The 19,079-nt window shown below is 73.5% G+C and carries 20 protein-coding genes; 15 read left to right on the top strand and 5 right to left on the bottom strand.

Translation table 11 applies throughout. The annotated features are described in order from the left end of the window. Positions 1-62: 62 nt before the first annotated feature. From UIS43_RS24400 to UIS43_RS24390, 3 genes are all read left to right on the top strand, one after another. Positions 63-1,691 carry a hypothetical protein gene (locus UIS43_RS24400; protein ID WP_232238622.1) on the top strand — a complete coding sequence of 543 codons (1,629 nt, stop codon included), beginning with the start codon at positions 63-65 and terminating at the stop codon, positions 1,689-1,691. After that, on the top strand, positions 1,688-1,861 hold the full coding sequence (locus UIS43_RS24395) for a hypothetical protein (RefSeq protein WP_156910826.1): 174 nt from the start codon (positions 1,688-1,690) through the stop codon (positions 1,859-1,861). The genes UIS43_RS24400 and UIS43_RS24395 overlap by 4 nt, the downstream gene beginning before the upstream one ends. A 154-nt stretch (positions 1,862-2,015) precedes the next feature. Further along, entirely contained in the window at positions 2,016-2,303 is a 288-nt protein-coding gene (locus UIS43_RS24390) for a YciI family protein (RefSeq protein WP_071621469.1), read from the top strand. Positions 2,304-2,456: 153 nt separating this feature from the next. Here UIS43_RS24390 and UIS43_RS24385 read toward each other — a convergent pair whose 3' ends face one another. After that, positions 2,457-2,876 carry a VOC family protein gene (locus UIS43_RS24385; protein WP_019606764.1) on the bottom strand — a complete coding sequence of 140 codons (420 nt, stop codon included), beginning with the start codon at positions 2,874-2,876 and terminating at the stop codon, positions 2,457-2,459. Positions 2,877-3,039: 163 nt separating this feature from the next. Between UIS43_RS24385 and UIS43_RS24380 the strand changes: the two genes are divergently transcribed. The 3 genes from UIS43_RS24380 to rpsN all read left to right on the top strand — a co-directional run bounded on the left by UIS43_RS24380 (position 3,040) and on the right by rpsN (position 4,766). Continuing rightward, a complete protein-coding gene (locus tag UIS43_RS24380; RefSeq protein WP_117198959.1) occupies positions 3,040-4,134 on the top strand; it encodes a GTP-binding protein in 1,095 nt (364 codons plus the stop codon). Positions 4,135-4,224: 90 nt separating this feature from the next. Continuing rightward, positions 4,225-4,461 (top strand): 50S ribosomal protein L28, encoded by a 237-nt coding sequence (gene rpmB / locus UIS43_RS24375; protein WP_047871988.1) that lies wholly within the window; start codon positions 4,225-4,227, stop codon positions 4,459-4,461. Beyond that, positions 4,461-4,766 (top strand): 30S ribosomal protein S14, encoded by a 306-nt coding sequence (gene rpsN / locus UIS43_RS24370; RefSeq protein WP_047871987.1) that lies wholly within the window; start codon positions 4,461-4,463, stop codon positions 4,764-4,766. Before rpmB ends, rpsN begins: the two co-directional genes overlap by 1 nt. Positions 4,767-4,950: 184 nt before the next feature. On the opposite strand, the gene UIS43_RS24365 is transcribed toward rpsN, so the two are convergent. Continuing rightward, positions 4,951-5,418: a YkvA family protein gene (locus UIS43_RS24365; RefSeq protein WP_019606760.1), complete on the bottom strand. Its 468-nt coding sequence runs from the start codon at positions 5,416-5,418 to the stop codon at positions 4,951-4,953. 651 nt (positions 5,419-6,069) lie between these two features. Between UIS43_RS24365 and UIS43_RS24360 the strand changes: the two genes are divergently transcribed. The 8 genes from UIS43_RS24360 (at position 6,070) to UIS43_RS24325 (ending at position 13,805) form a co-directional block, all read left to right on the top strand. Further along, positions 6,070-7,218: a hypothetical protein gene (locus tag UIS43_RS24360; RefSeq protein WP_071621467.1), complete on the top strand. Its 1,149-nt coding sequence runs from the start codon at positions 6,070-6,072 to the stop codon at positions 7,216-7,218. Between the two features lie 69 nt (positions 7,219-7,287). After that, entirely contained in the window at positions 7,288-8,079 is a 792-nt protein-coding gene (cpaB, locus tag UIS43_RS24355; protein WP_019606758.1) for a Flp pilus assembly protein CpaB, read from the top strand. A 3-nt stretch (positions 8,080-8,082) separates the two neighbouring features. Next, complete coding sequence (locus tag UIS43_RS24350) at positions 8,083-9,498, top strand: AAA family ATPase (RefSeq protein WP_071621466.1); 1,416 nt, start codon at positions 8,083-8,085, stop codon at positions 9,496-9,498. After that, positions 9,482-9,901 (top strand): pilus assembly protein TadE, encoded by a 420-nt coding sequence (locus tag UIS43_RS24345; RefSeq protein ID WP_083555204.1) that lies wholly within the window; start codon positions 9,482-9,484, stop codon positions 9,899-9,901. The genes UIS43_RS24350 and UIS43_RS24345 overlap by 17 nt, the downstream gene beginning before the upstream one ends. Before the next feature lie 161 nt (positions 9,902-10,062). Beyond that, positions 10,063-10,431, top strand: a complete 369-nt coding sequence (locus UIS43_RS24340; RefSeq protein ID WP_071623136.1) for a TadE/TadG family type IV pilus assembly protein — start codon at positions 10,063-10,065, stop codon at positions 10,429-10,431. Positions 10,432-10,566: 135 nt separating this feature from the next. Then, on the top strand, positions 10,567-11,892 hold the full coding sequence (locus tag UIS43_RS24335) for a CpaF family protein (protein ID WP_019606754.1): 1,326 nt from the start codon (positions 10,567-10,569) through the stop codon (positions 11,890-11,892). Positions 11,893-11,944: 52 nt separating this feature from the next. Beyond that, positions 11,945-12,877 (top strand): type II secretion system F family protein, encoded by a 933-nt coding sequence (locus tag UIS43_RS24330; RefSeq protein WP_071621465.1) that lies wholly within the window; start codon positions 11,945-11,947, stop codon positions 12,875-12,877. A 13-nt stretch (positions 12,878-12,890) separates the two neighbouring features. Further along, positions 12,891-13,805 carry a type II secretion system F family protein gene (locus UIS43_RS24325; RefSeq protein WP_071621464.1) on the top strand — a complete coding sequence of 305 codons (915 nt, stop codon included), beginning with the start codon at positions 12,891-12,893 and terminating at the stop codon, positions 13,803-13,805. A 50-nt stretch (positions 13,806-13,855) separates the two neighbouring features. Here UIS43_RS24325 and UIS43_RS24320 read toward each other — a convergent pair whose 3' ends face one another. The 3 genes from UIS43_RS24320 to UIS43_RS24310 all read right to left on the bottom strand — a co-directional run bounded on the left by UIS43_RS24320 (position 13,856) and on the right by UIS43_RS24310 (position 17,865). After that, entirely contained in the window at positions 13,856-14,791 is a 936-nt protein-coding gene (locus UIS43_RS24320) for a nitroreductase/quinone reductase family protein (protein WP_071621463.1), read from the bottom strand. Positions 14,792-15,162: 371 nt separating this feature from the next. Continuing rightward, on the bottom strand, positions 15,163-17,274 hold the full coding sequence (locus tag UIS43_RS24315) for a protein kinase (protein ID WP_370011815.1): 2,112 nt from the start codon (positions 17,272-17,274) through the stop codon (positions 15,163-15,165). Positions 17,275-17,511: 237 nt separating this feature from the next. Beyond that, on the bottom strand, positions 17,512-17,865 hold the full coding sequence (locus tag UIS43_RS24310) for a helix-turn-helix transcriptional regulator (protein ID WP_019606748.1): 354 nt from the start codon (positions 17,863-17,865) through the stop codon (positions 17,512-17,514). 182 nt (positions 17,866-18,047) lie between these two features. Here UIS43_RS24310 and UIS43_RS24305 point away from each other — a divergent pair, with 182 nt between their 5' ends. Beyond that, on the top strand, positions 18,048-19,055 hold the full coding sequence (locus UIS43_RS24305; protein WP_019606747.1) for an LLM class flavin-dependent oxidoreductase: 1,008 nt from the start codon (positions 18,048-18,050) through the stop codon (positions 19,053-19,055). Positions 19,056-19,079: the final 24 nt, after the last annotated feature.

The following is a 19,079-nucleotide window of genomic DNA, read 5'->3' as shown; positions in this document are numbered from 1 at the left end:
TCAGGCGGGCGGCGTCCGCGGGGCGTGCGGCGCGGTCGCGGCGCGACGACGGCGGCGCACAGATGGGGGTGGCGCTCCTGGTCGCCGCCGCTGCGGGCCTGGGCCTGGTGGTCGTCTACCTGCTGCGGTGGTGGCTGCTCGCGGGACTGGTGAGCGCCGTGGTGCTCGGGGGAGGTGCCGCCCTCCTCGCCGGGTGGTGCGTGCTGGTGCTCTCCTACCTGCGCCGTGTGCGCGAGGTGATGTGGGCGGGCGACCACCCGGACGAGCCGCTGCCCGGCACCCGCGACGACCCCGCGCACCTGGCCTACCACGGCGGTCCGGCCTGGTGGGACCTGCGCGCGGTGGTGGCGCACAACTGGGGGGCCGCGGCGCCCTGGAGCGTGTTCCTGCTGCCGCAGTTCCTGGCCCACGCCCTGGTGGTGGGCCTCTATCTGGCCGCGGCGTGGACCGCCGTCGGAGCGCTGCGGCTCGCGGACTCGGGACTGCTGCTGGTGCGCCGGATCCGCATGGTGTGCCCGGGGTGCTTCCTGCGGCTGGGTTACCCGGCCTACCTGTGCGCGCGCTGCGGTCGGCGGCACGGCGCCATACGCCCCGGCGGGCGGGGGCTGTGGCGGCGGGAGTGCCTGTGCGGAGCGCGCCTGCCCACGCTGCTCCTGCTGGGTTCGGCCGACCTGGAGGCGCGGTGTCCGCACTGCGACCGGGGGCTGGAGCACCGTCCGGGCGAGGCCAGGGAGTTCGTGCTGCCGCTGTTCGGGGGCACGGGCGCGGGCAAGACGCGGCTGGTGACCGCTATGAACCTGGCGCTGGCCCAGGCCGCGCGCCGGGCGCCGGAGGCGTACGTGGAGCCGGTGGGCGAGGAGACGGTGCGGCGGCTTCGGGAGGGCGAGCGGGTGCTCGCGGCCGGGTCCCGGACCGCGCCCACTCCCCCGGGCCGCGAGGTGCGGGGGCTGACGGTGCGGGTGGGCGCGAGCGGCAGGACCCTGCTCATGCAGCTGTTCGACGCGGCGGGCGAGCGGTTCAACCGGTCGGCGACCGTCGAGGAGCTGGCCTACCTGGGCCGGGCGACGACGTTCGTGCTGGCGGTGGACCCGTTGGGGATCGAGTCGGTGTGGCGTTCGCTGACCACGCGGGAGAGGGCCCGGCTGGCCGGGGACCGGTCGCACACCCGCGATCCGGAACTGGCCTACGGGGCGGTGCGCGACGAGATCCGGCGACAGTACCGGATGCTGGCCCGGCGCCGGGGCGGGCGGGGACTGCGCCAGGCCCGCCTCGCGGTGGTGGTCACGCGCGGCGACCTGGTGCGGGGCACGGCCATCGCGCCCGGGGAGACCGACCAGCGCGTGTGGGCGGAACGGACCCTGGGACTGGGGAACCTGCTGCGGGACGCCGAGGCCGACTTCGGGGAGGCGCGGGTGTTCCTGACCTCGGCCGTCACCGACCGGGAGGGGAGGGCCGACCCCAGCCTGAACGCCCTCCTGCGGTGGACGCTGGCCGGGGAGCACGACGCTTTCACCGCGATGCTCGCCGCGTCGCGGGAGGAACCCGGAGCACCAAGGGGAACGGGCGTGCAGGAGGCGGCGGGGGATCGCGGGGCGTCGCGGGGGCCGCGCCCCGCGGGCCGCAGTCCCCGGCACGCGCGGCCGGAGCGGACCGGGCCGGACCGCCCCGAGTACGCGGAGGAGAGCCGATGACCTACCGGGGAGCCGGGCACCGGAGCACGCGCCGGACCGTGGCCGTGGTGACGTACGCGCTCGCGGGCGCGGTGACCGTGGCCGTGCTCGCGGCGGCCGTCTGGCTGGGAGCGGTCACCGTCCAGGGGGTGTGGGCCCACGCCCTGTCCCGCGTCACCGAGGGCCCCTGAGCCGCCCCCGAACCGCGGTAGGCCCCTCGGGCCAGTCCCGAGGGCATCCCCGTGACGGCAGGGGCGCCCGACCCGGCCGCACCCTCCCACCTGCGCCTGTGGCACAGTGACGGCGATCGCGGCACCAGCCGTCACACACCCTGGGAGGGAAACCATGGCGATCTTCGCCGTCACCTACACCTACGCCCCCGACAGCGCCGCGGCGCGCGACGAGCACCGCCCCGCGCACCGCGAGTACCTGGCCGCGCAGGACGCCAACCTCTGCTCGGGCCCCTTCGGCGCCGAGGACGCGCCCGGCGCCCTCCTGCTCTTTCGCGCCGACTCCCGCGAGGAGGTCCTCGCGCTGACCGAGAAGGACCCCTTCCGCGTCCAGGGGCTCGTCTCCGAGGTGGACGTCAGGGAGTGGCTCCCGGTGCTGGGCCCGCTCGCCGAGCACTTCTGAGCCCGCCGGAGGGCACGACCCTCCGGAGAGCAGGCGACGCCGGCCGGGACGGAACCCCTTCCGTCCCGGCCGGCGTCGTGTGCGGCGGCCCCGCGCCTCCTCCGGCACGACCGGGCCGCCGAACCCCCTGGACCCGCCCCGCCGCCCCCGGCGTCACTCCTCGGCGAAGCCGTTGTCCCTCATCCACTGCGGGTCGGGGGCCACCATCTGGAGGATCTCGATGTAGAGGCCCTCCGGACCCGAGACCTGGAAGCGGCGCTGCCCCCAGGGCTCGCTGACCAGCGGCATGATCACCTCCACCCCCGCCTCCCGAAGCCGCTTCTCCTCGGCGTCCACGTCCGGGACCAGGAAGGCGACCAGCGACTCCGCCCTCCCCGAGCGCAGGACCTCGTGCGTGGACGGATGGTCGCGCAGCACGAAGTCGATCGACAGCTTGGGGTGGTCCTCGTGCTGGGTGTTCAGGTACCAGCCGAGGTCGATGTTGACGTTGAAGCCGAAGTGCTCGGAGAACCACGCGGCGCTGGCGCGCGGGTCGTCGCAGAGCACGGCCAGTCCGACGAGATCGATATTCACGGTGCCTCCAGGGGATCGCTTCCAACCACTTCAATCAAAGTACTACACGCATCGTGGTCATGGCAACCGACTTTTCCCGCCCGGGTGCCACGCGGGTGCTATACGATAATGATTATCGTTTTCTTTGAAAGGAGGGTGTCCCCCGATGGAGCCGACAACCCCCATGCGCGTGGCCGTGGTCTGCGGCCTGCACCGCCACGCGCGCGGACGAAGCGTGGACGACCTGCTGGCGGAGGTCCCGGGGTCCGTGGCCGTGCACCACGACCTCGACGGGATCGCCGAGGGGATCGTCCACCGCGTCACCCGTGACCGCTGGGGTCCCGTGGACCACAGCCGTGTTGACCTGGACCACCTGTGCGCGTCCTGCACGCTGCGCGAGGACCTCGTGCCCACGCTGCTGCGGCTGGCCGAGCGGGGTGAGCACACCCTGTGCGTGGTGGAGACCTGGGACGGGGTCGAACCCCGGCAGGTGGCCGAGGTCGTCGCGGCCCGGGAGGAGCTGAGGCTGGCCGCGGTCATCGCGGCGGTGGACGCCGACCGCCTGCTGCCGGACCTGTCCGGGCACGACGACCTGAGCGACCGGGACCTGGACATCGCGGTGGAGGACGAGCGCACGGTCGCCGAGGTGCTCGCCCACCAGGTCGAGTACCCGACGGCGGTCGCCGTGCACGGAACCCGCCACCTCGACGAGGCCCGCGCCCTGGTGGAGCACCTCAACCCGGCCGCCGTGGTCGTCCCCGGGGGAGGCGGGCTCGCGGACCTGACGCACGGCCGGTTCGACCCCGAGGCGGCAGCGCACCGGCTCAACCCGGCCTGGGCGCACTACGCCGACCGCGCGGACGGGCGGGTGAGCACGGTGACCTGGAGCCGCAGGCGCCCCCTGCACCCCGTGCGGCTGCACGAGGCGCTGGAGCGGATCGTGTCCGCGGGCCTGCGCGGCCGGGGCCGGATCTGGCTGGCCAGCCGCCCGGACACGCTGCTGGTGTGGGACGCCTACAACGACGCCCTGCTGCTGGAGAGCGGCGGCCCCTGGCTGGACGCGCTGCCCGAGGCCGCGGTGGAGATGGTCTCCGAGACCCGCCGGGTCTCGGCGCTCCTGGACTGGGACCCGGTGCTGGGCGACCGCGGCCAGCACCTGGCGTTCACGGGTGTGGACCTGGACGCCCGACGCCTGGTGGCCCTGCTGGACTCGTGCCTGATGACCGAGGACGAGGCGGGACAGCCGCTGCGGTCCGACCCCTTCGCCGACGCCCTGTAGAGGGACGGCGCCACGACGGGAGGGCCCCGGACACCGGGGAGCCCGAACGGTCCGCGGGTCCGCGGGCCGCGAACGAGAGGAGGGACCGCCGTGTCCCGTGTCTGTCAGGTGACCGGGAAGGCTCCGGCCTTCGGAAACTCGGTCTCGCACTCCCACCGGCGCACCAGGCGCCGGTTCGACCCCAACATCCAGACGAAGAGGTACTGGCTGCCCAGTGAGGGGCGTTACGTGAAGCTACGCGTGAGCACCAAGGGCATGAAGGTGATCGACGCCCGCGGCATCGAGCGGGTGGTCGCCCAGATCCGCGCCCGCGGCGGGAGGGTCTGATGGCCAAGAAGAGCAAGATCGCCCGCGACCAGCAGCGCAGGCGCGTGGTGGCCCGCTACGCCGAGCGCAGGGCCGAACTCAAGCGAATCATCCGCAGCCCGCACACCGGTGAGCGGGAGCGCGCCGCGGCGGTGGCCGAGCTGAACCGGCAGCCCCGCGACGCCAGCGCCACCCGGCTGCGCAACCGCGACGCCGTGGACGGGCGGCCACGAGGGCACCTGCGCAAGTTCGGACTCTCGCGGATCCGCTTCCGGGAGATGGCCCACCGGGGCGAGCTGCCCGGGGTGACCAAGTCCAGCTGGTGACGGAAGCGGGATCCGGTCGCGCGCTCGGCGGTGTGACCCCCGACGCCCTGCGGCTCGACCGGATCCGACGCCACGGGCCCCACGCGGTGCGCGCGGGGCCCGTGTGCGGTTCGGGTGCGGTCCGGGGGCGTCAACGGACGGCGGCGGTCCCGGTCGGCGACGTCGCTGGCCGGGACGGTTCCGGTCAGGGGCGTGCGCCGTCGGTGGAGGAGCGGTGGCCGTCGTGGCCGGAGACGCCGTGTCCCCGTTCCGGTCCCGCCTGGCCGCCGCGCATGCCGTGGTCGTGTCCGCCCGGCTGGTTGGCCTCGTGGAAGGCCTGCTGCGCCTGGTTCTGGCGCTCCCAGAGCACGAAGCGCTCGCTCTCGCCGAGCGCCATGGTGGTCAGCCACACGGCGACGGCGACGTCGTCGGCCAGGCCGAGCAACGGAACGAACAGTTCGGGGACGAAGTCGACGGGAGAGAGGATGTAGGCCGCCAGCACGAGCATCCCGAGCAGTTTGCCGCTGCTCAGCTCGGGGTAGCGTCCACGCACCTTGGCGCCGATCATCCGCGGGACGGCTCCGGCCCGCTGCCAGACGGACATGTCGCTGTCGGTGTTGCGGACGACCTGCCAGGCGGCGGCTCCCGCCGCGGCGCGGTTTGCCTTGCGCATCGTTCGGTCTCCTCGGTGAGGACGTGGCTTCTCAAGATATGACGCGAAGCCTTCCTGTTTCGTTCCCGCGTGGCGCGGGTCCAATCCCGTACGTGACCGGCGCGACACCCCGACCGCCCTCCCCGCCCCCGGACGGAGCGTCCGTACGCCGAGAGGGTTGTCCACAGGCCGCGAAGGGGACTGGTGGGGCAGGGAGGGGAAGGGCATCCTTGGAGAAGAAAGGATGAGAGGCACCAAACGCCACCGGGAGGCATCCCAACCCCCACAGACCAACACAGAACCCATACGACCCGAAAACGGTCGCATACCGATCTGTCCACGCGTTGGCCACATGCGGCCAGCACGAAACGCGTCTGCCCAGGAAGGAGGCGGTGCACACGGACACGATCCGATCCCCTTCGGCCAGCGTGGAGTCCGCGCCACCCGTGTCACCCCCGCCGACCCCCCGCACCCCGACCACTCCACCACCGCACACCCCGCGTTCCGGGGCGACAAACGCGAGGCCTCCCGCGCTCAGCCACACATTCGTTACGATGCGTCCGAGTGCCACCCTTCGCAAGGCCGCTCAGCCATCTCGCCCCAGCGCGCAGAACCGATGGAGCTTGCCCAGTGTCCAGAGCCCTACCTCGGTCGGCGACGACCGTCACCCTGTTGGCGGACATCCCCAGCACGGGTCATGTGGGTGAGGCCGGGGCCCACCGGTTCGCGATGCGCGGTGAGGGCATCGGCGAGCGCAGCGCAGCGTTCGTCGCCTTCGCCAGGGAGCAGGTCGAGGCGGGCCGCAAGGTCGTGGCGCTCTACCCCGCGTGGCACTCCGCGGACGCCGAACGCGCGGTCAACTTCGCCCGCGGCGCGATGCGTACCGACCACATCGCCGGGATCGGCGTCGACCTGTCGCCCCTGGCCCTGTCCCTGGTCGCCGACCAGCTCGCCTACCTCGCCCCCTACCTGCCGCCGGGGATGGTCGCCGCGCTGTGCGACGAACTGCCCCGGCACCTGCTGGCGGGTGCCTGGCTCAGGACCGTCTCCGGCCTGACCACCATCCCGACCTCGATGCGCCAGCACATGGGCTCCTACGCCCCGTCCGTGTCCTTCCTCGCCTACTGCGCGCCCACCCGCCAGGTGGGACGCATGCGCGCGTCCGACGTCTCCCGCACGCTGCCCTTCCGGCCCGTGCAACCGGTCCAGCTGCTGTGCTCCACCCCCGATCCCGGCATCACCGGGATCTTCGACGACCACCTCCCGCAGGCCATCCAGCCCGTGGCGACCCGCACCCTGCCCGCCCAGCCCCTCGGCCCCCTGTACTGGGGAACCGCCAAGTACGTGGAGTTCGTGGCGCTGAGCGCCCACCCACAGGCCCTGGCCTACGCCGCCAGTTCCATCCGCGCCGCCTCCTGCTCCTGGTGCGGCGAGCCCATGTCGGCACGCACCTGCCCCTTCTGCTCGGCCACCGCCGCACGGACCCCCGCGCAGCAGTCCGCTCCCCGGTCCGGCCCCCGGCCGTCCGGCGGGCAGGGTCCCCCGGCGGCTCCGGGCTCCTCCGCGGAAGCCGCCGGACCCCTCTCCGACGGCGCCACCCGCCCTCCCGGCGCACACGGCGCTCCGGGTTCGCCCGGCGCCTCGGGCGGAACCGACACCTCCTCCCCCGGCGGCACCGCAGGACCCGGCCAGGCCCCTCCCCCCGTGGAAGGGGGGCGCGTGCCGGGTCCGCCTCCCCCTCCCTCCACCGACCGACCGCAGGGTCCGCCGTTCACGGGCCGCGCCCCGCGCCCCGACGCGCCCCGGACCTACTCCCGTTAGGGACCGACACCGCGCCCCCGAGGCGAGCGGACGGCCCGCGACGACACTGGAAACGGAAAAGCCACCCCTATGAACCCCCGTCAGCGACGCGGCGTCCTGCTCATGGTCGTTGCCGCTATCGGCGCCGTCGCCGTGTTCGCCTCCGTGTTCACCTACCTCAACAGCCAGCAGGAGCGCCTCGGCGAGTTCGCGACCGTCCTGCGGCTGACCGAGGCCGTGGACGCCTACCAGCCCATCGGCGAGGAGTCCGTGGAGCGGGTCGAGGTGCCCAGCATGTACTTCGACCCGGAGGTCTTCCTCACCGACCTGTCCCAGGTGGAGACCCCGGCCGACCAGCAGCTCGTCGCCGCCTCCCACCTGGAGGCGGGCGTCTACCTCCAGCGGGGCATGGTGCAGCCCCAGCCCACCCTCACCGCCGGGGAGCGGGAGATCGCCATCATGGTCAACGCCGAGACCGGTGTGGCGGGCAAGGTGCGGCGCGGGTCGTTCGTGGACATCTACGGCACCTTCCCGGCGCGCGACCACGGCGAGGCGTGCGCGGTGCGGGTCATCACCGAGGTGGAGGTCCTCGACATCGGTGAGCTGCGCACCCAGGAGGAGGAGGGCGGCGGCGTGGCCGGGGTGGTCCCGGTGACCTTCCGCCTGGACCCGCAGGCGGCGCTCCGACTCGCCTACGCCGAGGACTTCTCCAGCGGGCTCAGGCTGGCCCTGGTGAGCGCCGACGGCGGCGGCACCCCGGAGGAGTCCGAGTTCTGCAGCGGGGACTTCGACGACCTCGTCGCCGGGGGAACGGCCGACGAGAGCACGACACCGGACGAGGGCGGGGCGGCCGACGAGCGGCGCGCGCCGCATGGGGGGTAAGCGTTGAACTTCCGTGTCCTGGCGGGTATGCCGACCTCGGAGTCGGAGATGGTGCTCGCCGCGCGTTTCGAGGAGCTGGGCAGCGCCTCCCTGGTGGCCTCCAGGGCCACCACGACGGCGCTGATCGACGCCGCCGGGGAGTTCCCGGAGATCGACGTGGTCCTCATCCACCAGGATCTGGGCCCGGCGCCGGTGTTCGAGGCTGTACGCGACCTGTCGCACCGCCATCCGCAGGTGGCGATCCTGCTGGTGTCGCCCACGATGGACCCCGACACCTTCACCGGGGCCATGGAGGCCGGGGCGCGCGGGGTGATGCCCGACGACTGCGGGATCGCCGAGCTGGAGAGCCGGGTCACCAAGGCCGCCGAGTGGTCGCGCACGCTGCGCCGCCACCTGGAGTCGGCGTCGATGGACCTGCCCGCGTCGGGCGTGCGGGGCCGGATCGTGGCGATCAGCGGCGCCAAGGGCGGCGTGGGCACGACCACGTGCGCCGTGCACCTGGCGATGGCCGCGGCCGCCGCCGAGCGGGTGGTGTGCCTGGTCGACCTGGACCTGCAGACCGGCGACCTGCCCGCGTTCCTCAACCTGCGCCACCGCCGCTCCATCAGCGACCTGGTCGAGGCCGGGGACAACATCACCCCCGGCATGCTCGCGGAGACCCTGTACGTGGACCCGCGGGGTCCGCACGTACTCCTCGCCCCCGAACACGGCGAACGCGGCGAGGACGTCGGCGCCAGCGCCGCCCGGCGGGTGCTGAGCGCGCTCCGCTCCCGGTACGAACTGGTGGTGGTGGACTGCGGGTCCACCATGAACGAGGCCACCGCCATGGCGGTCGAGCTGGCCGACAGCGCGGTCGTCACCGTCACCCCGGACGTGCCCGCGATGCGCGGCGCCCAGCGGCTGATGAGCATGTGGGAGCGGTTGCAGGTGCGTTCGCACACGGACGTGTACTCGCTGGTCACCCGGCACAGCCGCAAGAACGAGATCCAGCCGGACTTCCTCCAGCAGCTGCTGGGCACCCGGGTGCTGCGCACACCGGTCCCCGCCGCCTACCGCGCCCTGGAGCCCGGGGAGAACAACGGCGACCCGACCAAGGTGACCGACGAGGGGCTGCGCAGGGCGTTCTCGCGGCTGGCCGCGGAGCTGGACCTGCTGAATCCGCCCGCGCAGCCCGGTGGCGGCGGGGGTTCGGCCACCCCGCCCGCGGGGCTGGGCAGGTTCGCCTCCCTGTCCGAGCGACGCGGCGGCGGACCGTCCACCCGTGACGTGTCCGGCTTCCTCAACGCGTCGGGGGCCAACCCCTCGCGCGCGGCGGCCAACGGGCAGGCCTCCGTGCCGCCGCTGGGCCAGCCCTTCGGCGGGCGCCCGGGTTCCGGGCCGCACGGCGGCGGAGGGGGACGCGGTGGCTTCGGGAGCTGAGCCCGGCCTCCGACGGGGGCGGCGCGGCGACCGCGGCGGGGTCATCGTGGAGTTCGCCGCGGCGGTGCCGTTCATGATGCTGGCGCTGGCCCTGGTGTGGCAGGTGCTGCTGCTCGGCGTCACCGCCATGTACGCCTCGCACGGCGCCGCCGAGGCCGCCCGTCAGGCCGCCGTGACCCCCGACGACATGGCGCGTGTGGACGAGGAGGCCCGCAAGCGCGTCCGGCCACCGTGGGACGGGGCGGACGTGATGTCCGTGGAGATCGTGGAGCGCGACGGCGCGCGCTACGCCCGGGTGACCATGGCCATGCCCATCTTCCTGCCCGGGGCCTCGGGGCCCTGGGACGTCACCGGCGAGGCCCGCGTGGTCACCGAGGTCGAGCCGCGGGGGGCCACACCGTGAGCGCGCGACCGGTCGGGCGGACCGCTCCGGGCCGCACCCGCCGAGGCATCGGGGACCACGACCCCCTGCCCGGGGTCCAGCAGGGCGCCGAAGGCCGGGAAGGGCGGCGTCCGCCGGCCGGGGACCGCCGGGACGCAGGGCACCGCGGAGCGCGGCGCCTCCTGCTCGGGGGCCGACCGCGCCGGGACGGCGACCGGGGCGGCCCGCTGCTGGAGTTCGCCGCGATCTTCCCGATCCTGCTCCTGGTCGCGGTCATCGCGATCGAGGCCTTCCTGGCCTTCGTCGCGGTCGAGCGGCTGGAGTCCGCGGCCCGCGCCGGTGCGCGGGTGGCCGGAGCCGAGCGGTTGGAGGGCGCGGAGGCCGCCGCCCGCGCGGCGCTGCCGTCGTGGCTGGACGAGGCGACCGTCACCAGCGGCGTCAACGAGCACGAGGGCTTCTACGTGGAGGTCTCGCACCCGCTGCCGATCGTGTTCTCCGCGGCGGGCTTCGACCTGACGCTGACCCGGCGCGTGGAGATGCCCGATGTGTGAGGTCGGGGCGGTGCGCCGCGGGCGCCGGGGCACCGCCCCGGCGCCAGGGGAGAACGCAGCGGAAGTCGTGTCGGGGCGCCGCGCGGCGGGGTGCGTCCCCGCCGTGCCGGCCCCCGGGGGAAGGAGAGCGGGGCCATGGGTCTGAAGGACCGTCTGGAGGAGGACCGCGCCGTCGAGGGGCGCTCCGAGCGCAGCAGTGTCACGCACTGGCGCAGGCGCCTGCTGGAGGAGATCAACCTGGAGGACCTCACCAGGCTGACCCTGGCCCAGCGCCGGGTCCGCCTGGAGAAGGTCGTGGGGCACATCCTCACCCGCGAGGGCCCGGTGCTCTCCGACCGGGAGCGTTCGGCGCTCATCCGCCGGGTCGTGGACGAGGCCCTGGGGCTGGGCGTCCTGGAGCCGCTGCTGGCCGACGAGACCGTCACCGAGATCATGGTGAACGGCCCCGACAACGTGTTCATCGAGCGCGGAGGCCGGATGCAGCGGGTGGACGCCACCTTCAACGGCGAGGAGCAGCTCTACCAGACCATCGACCGCATCGTGTCGATGGTCAACCGCCGCGTGGACGAGTCCTCGCCGATGGTGGACGCGCGGCTGCCCACCGGCGAGCGCGTCAACGTGATCATCCCGCCCCTGTCGTTGTCGGGCCCGGTGCTGACCATCCGACGCTTCCCCAAGCCCTATCCCATCGACGAACTGGTGCGGATGGGGAGCCTGGACTCGCCCACCGGCATCCTGCTGGCGGCGATGGTGCGGGCCCGTTTCAACATCGTGGTGTCCGGCGGCACCGGTACCGGAAAGACGACCTTCCTCAACGCGATGTCGGCGTTCGTGCCCTCCGACGAGCGCATCGTCACCATCGAGGACTCGGCCGAGCTCCAGCTGATGCAGGACCACGTGGTGCGCCTGGAGTCCAGACCGCCCAACATCGAGGGCCGGGGTGAGATCGCCATCCGCGACCTGGTGCGCAACGCGCTGCGGATGCGCCCGGACCGCATCATCGTCGGCGAGGTGCGCGGCTCGGAGACCATCGACATGCTCCAGGCCATGAACACCGGCCACGACGGGTCGCTGGTGACCGTGCACGCCAACTCGGCCGACGACGCCATCCACCGGTTGCAGACCCTGGCCACGCTGAGCGACGTCAACGTGCCCTACGAGGCGATCCGCGACCAGATCAACAACGCGGTGGACGCCATCGTGCACCTGGGCCGGTGGCCGGACGGGTCGCGGCGGGTCAACGAGATCGCGGTGGTCTCCTCACGGCGGCGCGAGGAGTTCCGGCTGGACCCGGTGATGCAGTTCTCCGCCCTGCCCATGGGCCCCAACCGGGCCGTGGAGGGCGAGTTCCGGCACTTCCCGCTGCCCCGGCACATCGCCGGGCGGATCTACCACGTGGGCGAGGCCATCCCGGCGGCCTTCGGGGTGGTCACCGACGAGCGCCCCCGCAGCGGCTGGTGAGGCCCTCCCCCGCGCCCCGGCGGGCGCGTCCCCCGATCGGAATGGAGCTCCGGTGACCTGGCAGTTCGTGGCGATCCTCGGCGGCCTGGCCGCGGTGCTGGCCCTGGCGCTGTGGGCGCTGTGGGAGTTCGTGGCCAGCGCGCAGCACCGGCGGATGATCGCCGCCCGCAGTGCCTTGGACCAGGCCGAGTACGAGGCGTCCACGCCCATGGCGCGGCTGGACGCGGCGATCTACCGCACCCAGTGGGGCGGGCGGCTGTACCGCAGGATCGCCCGGTCGGGCACGGAGGTGCGCCTGTCCACGTTCGTGCTCGCGCTGCTGGGCGGATCGCTGCTGGCGGTGGTCGTGGTCTGGCAGGTGCTGGCGCCCTTCTTCGGCCTGCTGGCGGCGGCCGGGGTGGCGTTCCTGTTCTTCTCCTACCTCAACCGCGCCGAGGCCAAGCGGCGCGAGGAGTTCACCTCCCAGCTGCCGGACCTGGCCCGGGTGCTGGGCAACGCGACCTCGGCGGGCCTGGCCCTGCCCACGGCCGTGGCGATGGCCGCCGACGAGCTGGACGGGCCCGCTGGCGAGGAGCTGAGCCGCATGGCCGAGTCCATGAAGCTGGGCGCCAGCTTCGAGGAGGCCGTCGCGGAGCTGCGCGAGCGCATGCCCTCCCGCGAGCTGGGGGTCCTGCTGTCCACGCTGGTGGTGGCCTCGCGCTCGGGCGGCTCCCTGGTCACGGCGCTGCGCAACATCTCCACCACCCTGGAGAACCGCAAGGAGACCCGGCGCGAGGTGCAGACCATCCTCAGCGAGACTACGAGCACCGTGTGGGCGCTGGGGTTCATGTCGGTGGGCGCCCTGTTCCTGATCAACGCCATCGAGCCGGGCATCATGCGCGTCATGACCACGTCCGTGGCGGGGGTGGCGGTGCTGCTGGTGGTGGCCGCGCTGTTCGCCATCGGCTTCGTGCTGGTGTCCCGCATCACCAAGTTCGACCTGTGAGGACCGCTCCCCGATGAACGCCCCCCTCTCCCTGCTGGTGCCGCTGACCGCCGCTCTGGCCAGCGCGCTGGTCGCGCTGGTCGCGTGCTACGGCCTGTACCTGATGATGTCGCAGACCCGGGTGCGGGTGGCCGACCCGGCCGCGCGCCCGACGCGGATCCGGTCCGACGACACGTTCGTGCTGCACCGGATCACCGAGGCGATCGGACGGCCGTTCGCCCGGTCGCTGCACGCGTCGCTGAGCCAGCGCCGCCTGGTCTCCATCGCCGAGCGCATCGAGGCGGCGGGGAGGCCGGAGGGGCTGACCCTGGAGCGCTACCTGCGGCGCAAGGTCGGCGAGGTGGCGCTGTACGGCACCCTGGGACTGCTGATGTTCGCCTCGGGGAACCCGCTGGTCGGACTGGTGGTGCTGGCCTTCATGGGGTTGACCGACCTGAGCCTGTACGTGCAGGGCCAGGAGCGCGGCGACAAGGTGCAGTCGCAGCTGCCGGACTTCCTGGACGTGCTGGCGGTGACGGTGAGCGCCGGGATGTCGTTCCGGGCGGCGGTGGCCCGGGTGGCGGAGTCGATGCCGGGCGTGCTCGCCGACGAGTTCGCGCTGGCCCTGCAGCAGATGGAGCTGGGCACCTCGCGGCGGGAGGCGTTCGAGATGCTGCGCCGACGCAACCGCAACGAGTCGTTGAGCAAGTTCGTGACCGCGATCCAGCAGGCGGAGGAGCTGGGCGCCCCGCTCAGCGACACCCTGGTCGCCATCAGCCAGGATATGCGGCGCGCCGACGCGCAGTACATGCGCCGCAAGGCGCAGCGGATGAACCCCCGGGTGACGATGGTGACCGCGGTGACCCTGCTTCCGGGCCTGCTCATCCTCATCGTGGGGTCGATGTTCCTGGGCACCGAGGTCAACCTCGGGCTCATCCTGGGCGGCTGACGGGGGCGGCCCCTGCCCCGGGGACGGGGTGAGGGGCCGCCGGCAGGGCTCTAGGCCGGACCGGTGGGCGGGAACGGGATCTCGGCCAGGGTCGGGATCAGCTGGGCCTCCTCGTAGTCCAGGTGGGCCTCCAGTTCCCGGGTCATCCGGTCCAGCTCCGCGCGGAACCGTTCGGGATCGGCCGTGGACAGGTCGGAGATGAGCGCCTCCAGCTCACCGCGGACGCGGTCCACGGTGCGGTGCTCCTCCGACAGCCGCCGCAGCGCCTCCTCCAGGTGAGGGGCCTGCCGGCCCAGTGCCGGGAAGAGGCCGGACTCCTCACTGGAGTGGTGGAAGTGCAGGGACTCGCAGAAGGCCAGGCAGTGCTGGCGCAGCTGGAGGCTGAGCCCCAGCGGTGGCGGGCCGTCCCCGTCCGCCACGGCGGTGCGCTCGGCGAGGTGGGCCTCGGCCTCGGTGCGCACGTGCGCGAGCTGGCCGCGCAGCCAGGTGTGGATCTCCACGAGCTTGTCGGCGAGGTTGGCCACCTCCGCGGGTCCGTCCGCGTGGACGCGGTCCAGGGCGACCACCGGCAGGACCCGCTCGGTTCCGGCCTGGTAGTCGGCGTATCCGGAGTCCGCGCGGACGAACTCGGCGAACAGGCGGTCGCGGTCGGCGCCCTCGGCGGGGACGGCGACGGCGTCGAACGTCTCGGTGCCCAGTTCCACGCGCACCATGGGGTGGGCGAGGACGTTGCGGTACCAGTCGGGATGGCGGTCCGAGCCGCCCGCGGAGCCGACGACGAGTACGCGTCCGTCGACGCGGACGAAGCCGAGCGGGGTGGTGTGCTCGCGGCCGGAGCGGGCCCCGACGGTGGTGAGCAGCAGGAGGTCGCCGCCCTCGAACATGCCGCCGACGCGGCCCCCGTTGGCGCGGAACTCCTCCACGACGGGGACGTTGAAGTCGCTGACGTGGGGTTCGGCGGTCCGGACGTGCGGGTTTTCGGTCACAGGTCTCCTTCGGGATGGTGGTCATGGGCGCGACCGTCCCCGAAGGCACCCGCGGCGGCCCGGGCGCGCAGGCGCACGGGTGGCGGGTGGACGTGACAGGGAGCCCGGGCGTGGCCGGGCCGGAAGAGGACTCCGGGGAGGTCGCGAGGGGTCTGGGCGCGTTCGGGCGCGGCTGGGGCCGGCGCCGTCGGAACGGCTAGACGCGGTCCGCGGTGTGTGTGCTCACAGTGCGCTCCCGGATGTCAAGGTGCCTCCATACCTACCGACCGGCCCACTGCTCTGTGGTCGGTGGCACGCGACACGGGGGTGAACCTACACCATCGGGCGGGAGGAGCGCCACAGGGCGGGGGCCGCCCGACCGGACCCCGTGCTCAGTCGCCGACGGGCGCGGGAGCGGCGGGCCGGACCTGCCCGGGGTCGGGGATGCCCAGGTCGGGGGCTCCGCCGAGTTCCACGAACGTGTACCGCGTGTACCACCGCTCCGGTTCGGGGGCGGAGGGGTCCAGGAACGAGACCGGGACCCCCTCCGACACCGGGCGTCCGTTGAGCACGCCTCCGCCGGAGCCCTCCGTGGCGAAGCTCAACGGGACCCCGTCCTCGGTCGCGACCAGGGCGAACACCGTGTCCGCCTCCCCCGGCCCTGCCTCCGCGGGGAACGTGCCCTCCACCCGGATCGCGGGCACGCCGTCGGGGGCCTCACCGCCCAGGTGTCCGAAGGCGTCCTGGGCGGGCGGGGGCGCGGCGAGGACCACCTCCTCCTCCGCGGTGACGGTCCCCTCCTCCGCCGCGCGGACGAGCGGTGCGACCACCTCCGCGGGCGAGAACACCTCCTCCGTCAGCCCCGGCTCGGCCGCGTACCAGGTCGGCGTCGCGTTCCAGGCGGAGTTCTCCGCGCGCAGCAGGTCGCCGTCGACCATCAGCAGGTCGCTGGTGCGTGCGCCGCTGACGGTACTGGTCCAGCGCAGCGCCTCCGGCGGTCCCGCCTGGTAGAGCACCCGGTCGAAGAGGGTGGGGTCGGTACCGGTGGGAAGCGGCTGGCCGTGGCCCTCCCCGTTCCCGGCGTGGGTGAGCAGGGTCAGCTCGAAGGAGTCCGCGGCCAGGAGGGTGTCGAGCGAGGCCGCCACCAGCTCCGTTCCGCTGAGGGGCCCGGTCGGCGGATCCCCCGCGGTGGCCCCGTCCGCCCCGGAGCCGGAGTCGGCCGTGGTGGTGCCGGACTCCCCGGACAGGGCGTTCAGGAGCAGGTAGCCGCCGCCGACGGACACGGCCAGGAGCACGGCCGCGGCGACCGCCAGAACGGGAAGCCGGCGCCGGACTTCCGCGCGGCGGCGACCACGCGAGCGTCCTCCTGTCGCTCCTCCGCCGGTCTCCTGCCCGTCGGCTGCCCGCCCGCTGGTCGCGCGCCTACCGGGCTCACGCCCACCGGTCCCACCATCGCGGACGGTCCCGGTCGCCCGGCCCCGGGTTCCGCGGCCCCGGGCGCGCGGACTCCACCGGGGGGAGGCATCCGATTTCGCGGCCTCGGCCTCGCGCTCCGCCATGTGCAGGGCGGAGCTGATCCACTCCGCGGGCTGACCGCGGTCCGCGTCCACGCGCGGCCAGTGGGCGCGGACGAGCGCGCGCAGCCGGTCCGCCCACACGTCGGGGGTGGCGCTGTCCTCCACGCCCGCCAGCAGCAGGCACTCCAGGTAGGCCTCCTCCGCCGCGGGGCGCCGCCCGGGATCCTTCGACAGTGCCCGGGCCAGCAGGGGACGCAGCCCCTCGGGAACGTCGGTGAGGTCGACGGTGTCCTCACCGGCCCGGCGGGCCGCCTCCGGCGGTGCGGCGTCCGTACCGAACGGGGCGTGCCCGGTCGCGGCGAACACCACCAGGCAGGCCCAGGAGAAGACGTCGGAGGCGGTGTCGGGCCGCGCGCCCGCGTAGCGCTCCGGGGCCAGCCAGCCGACGCTGCCCGCGGTGGTCAGGGAGTCCGTGTCGTCCACCCGGCGGGCGATCCCGTGGTCCACGAGCCGGGGGCCCTCCGGGGTGAGGAGGGCGTTTCCGGGTTTGACGTCCCCGTGCGGTACGCCCGCTGCGTGGACCGAGGTCAGTGCCTCGGCGGTTCCGGCGGCCAGCACCAGGAGGGCGGGCTCGGGGAGGGGGCCGTCCTCGCGCACGCGGCGGGCCAGGTCGGGGCCGGGAAGGTACTGGACCGAGGCCCACGGCCTTCCGTGGAAGGTTCCGCTGGCGCTGACGCCCACGGCGCACACCCCGACGGACCGGCGCAGGAGCGTGATCCTGCGGTCGGGGTCAGCGGCGGGGACCCATTCGGCGTGGGCGACCCTGAGGGCGACCGCCTCACCGTCCGGGGCCACGGCGGCGTAGACCACGCCCATGGTGCTGCCGCCGAGGCGGCCGATCAGCCGGTGACCGCTGATCTCGGCGGGATCGCCCGCGTTGAGCGGGCGCACGTGCGCCGGAAGGGAGGCTGGCGGGTTCGGAGCCATGGGGGGCGCCTTCCACTCTCCTGGGCCGGGGGAACGCGCACTGCCTGGACCGCCGACCCATGGTTGCGTAGACCTGTACCGACCGTACATTCCCGGACGTACCCCGTGTCGGGTCGGTCCACGGGCCTTCCGGGACGCGAGTCACGCATCTGGCACCGGCACCCGGGCAATGGGGAGCCGGGGCCGGACAACGCTCCGTGGTCGGTGGCGGCACGGGCTCCGCCGGTCATCCCGCCGCTACCGGGCCGAAGCGCTCTCCTCATCGGGACGCGGGGCCGTGGCGTCGCGGCACGCCAGCACCGACTCCAGCAGACCGGGGAAGCGTCCCTCGAGCTCCTCGTCGCGCAGCGAGATGAAGCACCGCGTCCCCTCGGTGCGGTTCTGCACCAGGCCGGCGTTGCGCAGGATCTTCAGGTGGTGGCTCAGCGTCGACTGGGCGATGGGCAGGTCGATGTCCTTCCAGGCGTGCTCCCCGTCCATGTCGGCGAGCATCCGCACGAGCCGCAGCCGGGTCGGCTCGGCCAGCGCGGCGAGAACCGTGACCAGTTCCACCTCGTGGAGGGCGGGGTGCGCGTGCTCCCTGGGAGCCAAGGCGGTCCTCCTCATGCGGCGCCCGGCCGGGACCAGGCGAGATTTGGCTCATGGACAGTCGGAAGTGTACCTTCGTAATTCGATGTTCGTCGAATATCGAACGCGCAGGTCGGCCGGGGAAGCGGATCCTCCCGTCACGGCCTCGCAGCCGGACCCGCCACGCAACAGGGGGAAGAGCCACCATGTCCGACGTCGCGCTGTCGGTGCTCGACCACGCCAGCATCGCCGAGGGGTCCACGCCCGGTGACGCGCTGCGTTCCGCCAGGGAACTCGCCCAGCACGCGGAGCGGCTGGGCTACAAGCGTTTCTGGCTCTCCGAGCACCACAACATGCAGGCCATCGCGAGCGCTGCCACCTCCGTCTCCCTGGGCTTCATCGCCGAGGGGACCTCGACCATCCGGATCGGGGCGGGCGGTGTCATGCTGCCCAACCACTCGCCCCTGGTGATCGCCGAGCAGTTCGGCACGCTGGAGTCGCTCTACCCGGGACGGGTGGACCTCGGCCTGGGCCGCGCGCCGGGCACCGACCCCCGCACGATGATGGCACTGCGCCGCGACCACAGCGCCTCGGCGACGTTCCCCAACGACGTGCAGGAGCTCCAGGCCTACTTCGAGCCCGCCGAGCCAGGCCAGCCCGTACGCGCCATCCCCGGCGAGGGACTGCGGGTGCCGCTGTGGATCCTGGGGTCCAGCCTCTTCGGAGCCCAGCTGGCCGCGCAGCTCGGCCTGCCCTACGCGTTCGCCTCGCACTTCGCTCCGGACGCGCTGTACGAGGCGTTGAAGGCCTACCGGGAGGCCTTCCGCCCCTCACAGCAGTCGGAGGAGCCGTACGCCATGGCGGGGGTGAACGCCTTCGTCGCCGACACCGACGAGGAGGCCCAGCAGCTGTTCACGACGATGCAGCAGGCGTTCCTCGGCACCCTGCGCGGTGCGCGGGGACGGCTGCGCCCGCCGGTGGAGAACCTGGACACCGCATGGCGTCCGGGGGAGAAGGAACGACTGGACCACATGCTTCGTTACTCGTTCGTGGGTTCCCCGGAAACAGTCCGTCGCAAGCTCGATCTGTTCGTCGCTGACACGGGTGTGGACGAGCTGATGGTGTCGTCGATGATCTACGACCAGAAGGCTCGCCTGCGCTCGTTCGAGCTGCTGGCGGAACTGGCCGACCTCAAGCGTCCGGACCAGGGCTGACCCCACCTCCCCGCACGGGGAGAC

The organism is Nocardiopsis sp. LDBS0036 (assembly GCF_041228755.1).
GTDB lineage: Bacteria > Actinomycetota > Actinomycetes > Streptosporangiales > Streptosporangiaceae > Nocardiopsis > Nocardiopsis dassonvillei.
The sequence above is the reverse complement of the archived record's forward strand: the minus strand, read 5'-3'. Positions and strand labels throughout refer to the sequence as shown.

What these genes read in the sequence shown, in the direction of transcription:
- UIS43_RS24400 (WP_232238622.1), top strand. Translation starts at nt 63, where the DNA reads ATGGGGGTGGCGCTCCTGGTCGCCGCCGCTGCGGGCCTGGGCCTGGTG.
- UIS43_RS24395 (WP_156910826.1), top strand. Translation starts at nt 1,688, where the DNA reads ATGACCTACCGGGGAGCCGGGCACCGGAGCACGCGCCGGACCGTGGCC.
- UIS43_RS24390 (WP_071621469.1), top strand. Translation starts at nt 2,016, where the DNA reads ATGGCGATCTTCGCCGTCACCTACACCTACGCCCCCGACAGCGCCGCG.
- UIS43_RS24380 (WP_117198959.1), top strand. Translation starts at nt 3,040, where the DNA reads ATGCGCGTGGCCGTGGTCTGCGGCCTGCACCGCCACGCGCGCGGACGA.
- rpsN (WP_047871987.1), top strand. Translation starts at nt 4,461, where the DNA reads ATGGCCAAGAAGAGCAAGATCGCCCGCGACCAGCAGCGCAGGCGCGTG.
- UIS43_RS24365 (WP_019606760.1), bottom strand. Translation starts at nt 5,418, where the DNA reads ATGCGCAAGGCAAACCGCGCCGCGGCGGGAGCCGCCGCCTGGCAGGTC.
- cpaB (WP_019606758.1), top strand. Translation starts at nt 7,288, where the DNA reads ATGAACCCCCGTCAGCGACGCGGCGTCCTGCTCATGGTCGTTGCCGCT.
- UIS43_RS24335 (WP_019606754.1), top strand. Translation starts at nt 10,567, where the DNA reads ATGGGTCTGAAGGACCGTCTGGAGGAGGACCGCGCCGTCGAGGGGCGC.
- UIS43_RS24325 (WP_071621464.1), top strand. Translation starts at nt 12,891, where the DNA reads ATGAACGCCCCCCTCTCCCTGCTGGTGCCGCTGACCGCCGCTCTGGCC.
- UIS43_RS24315 (WP_370011815.1), bottom strand. Translation starts at nt 17,274, where the DNA reads ATGGCTCCGAACCCGCCAGCCTCCCTTCCGGCGCACGTGCGCCCGCTC.
- UIS43_RS24305 (WP_019606747.1), top strand. Translation starts at nt 18,048, where the DNA reads ATGTCCGACGTCGCGCTGTCGGTGCTCGACCACGCCAGCATCGCCGAG.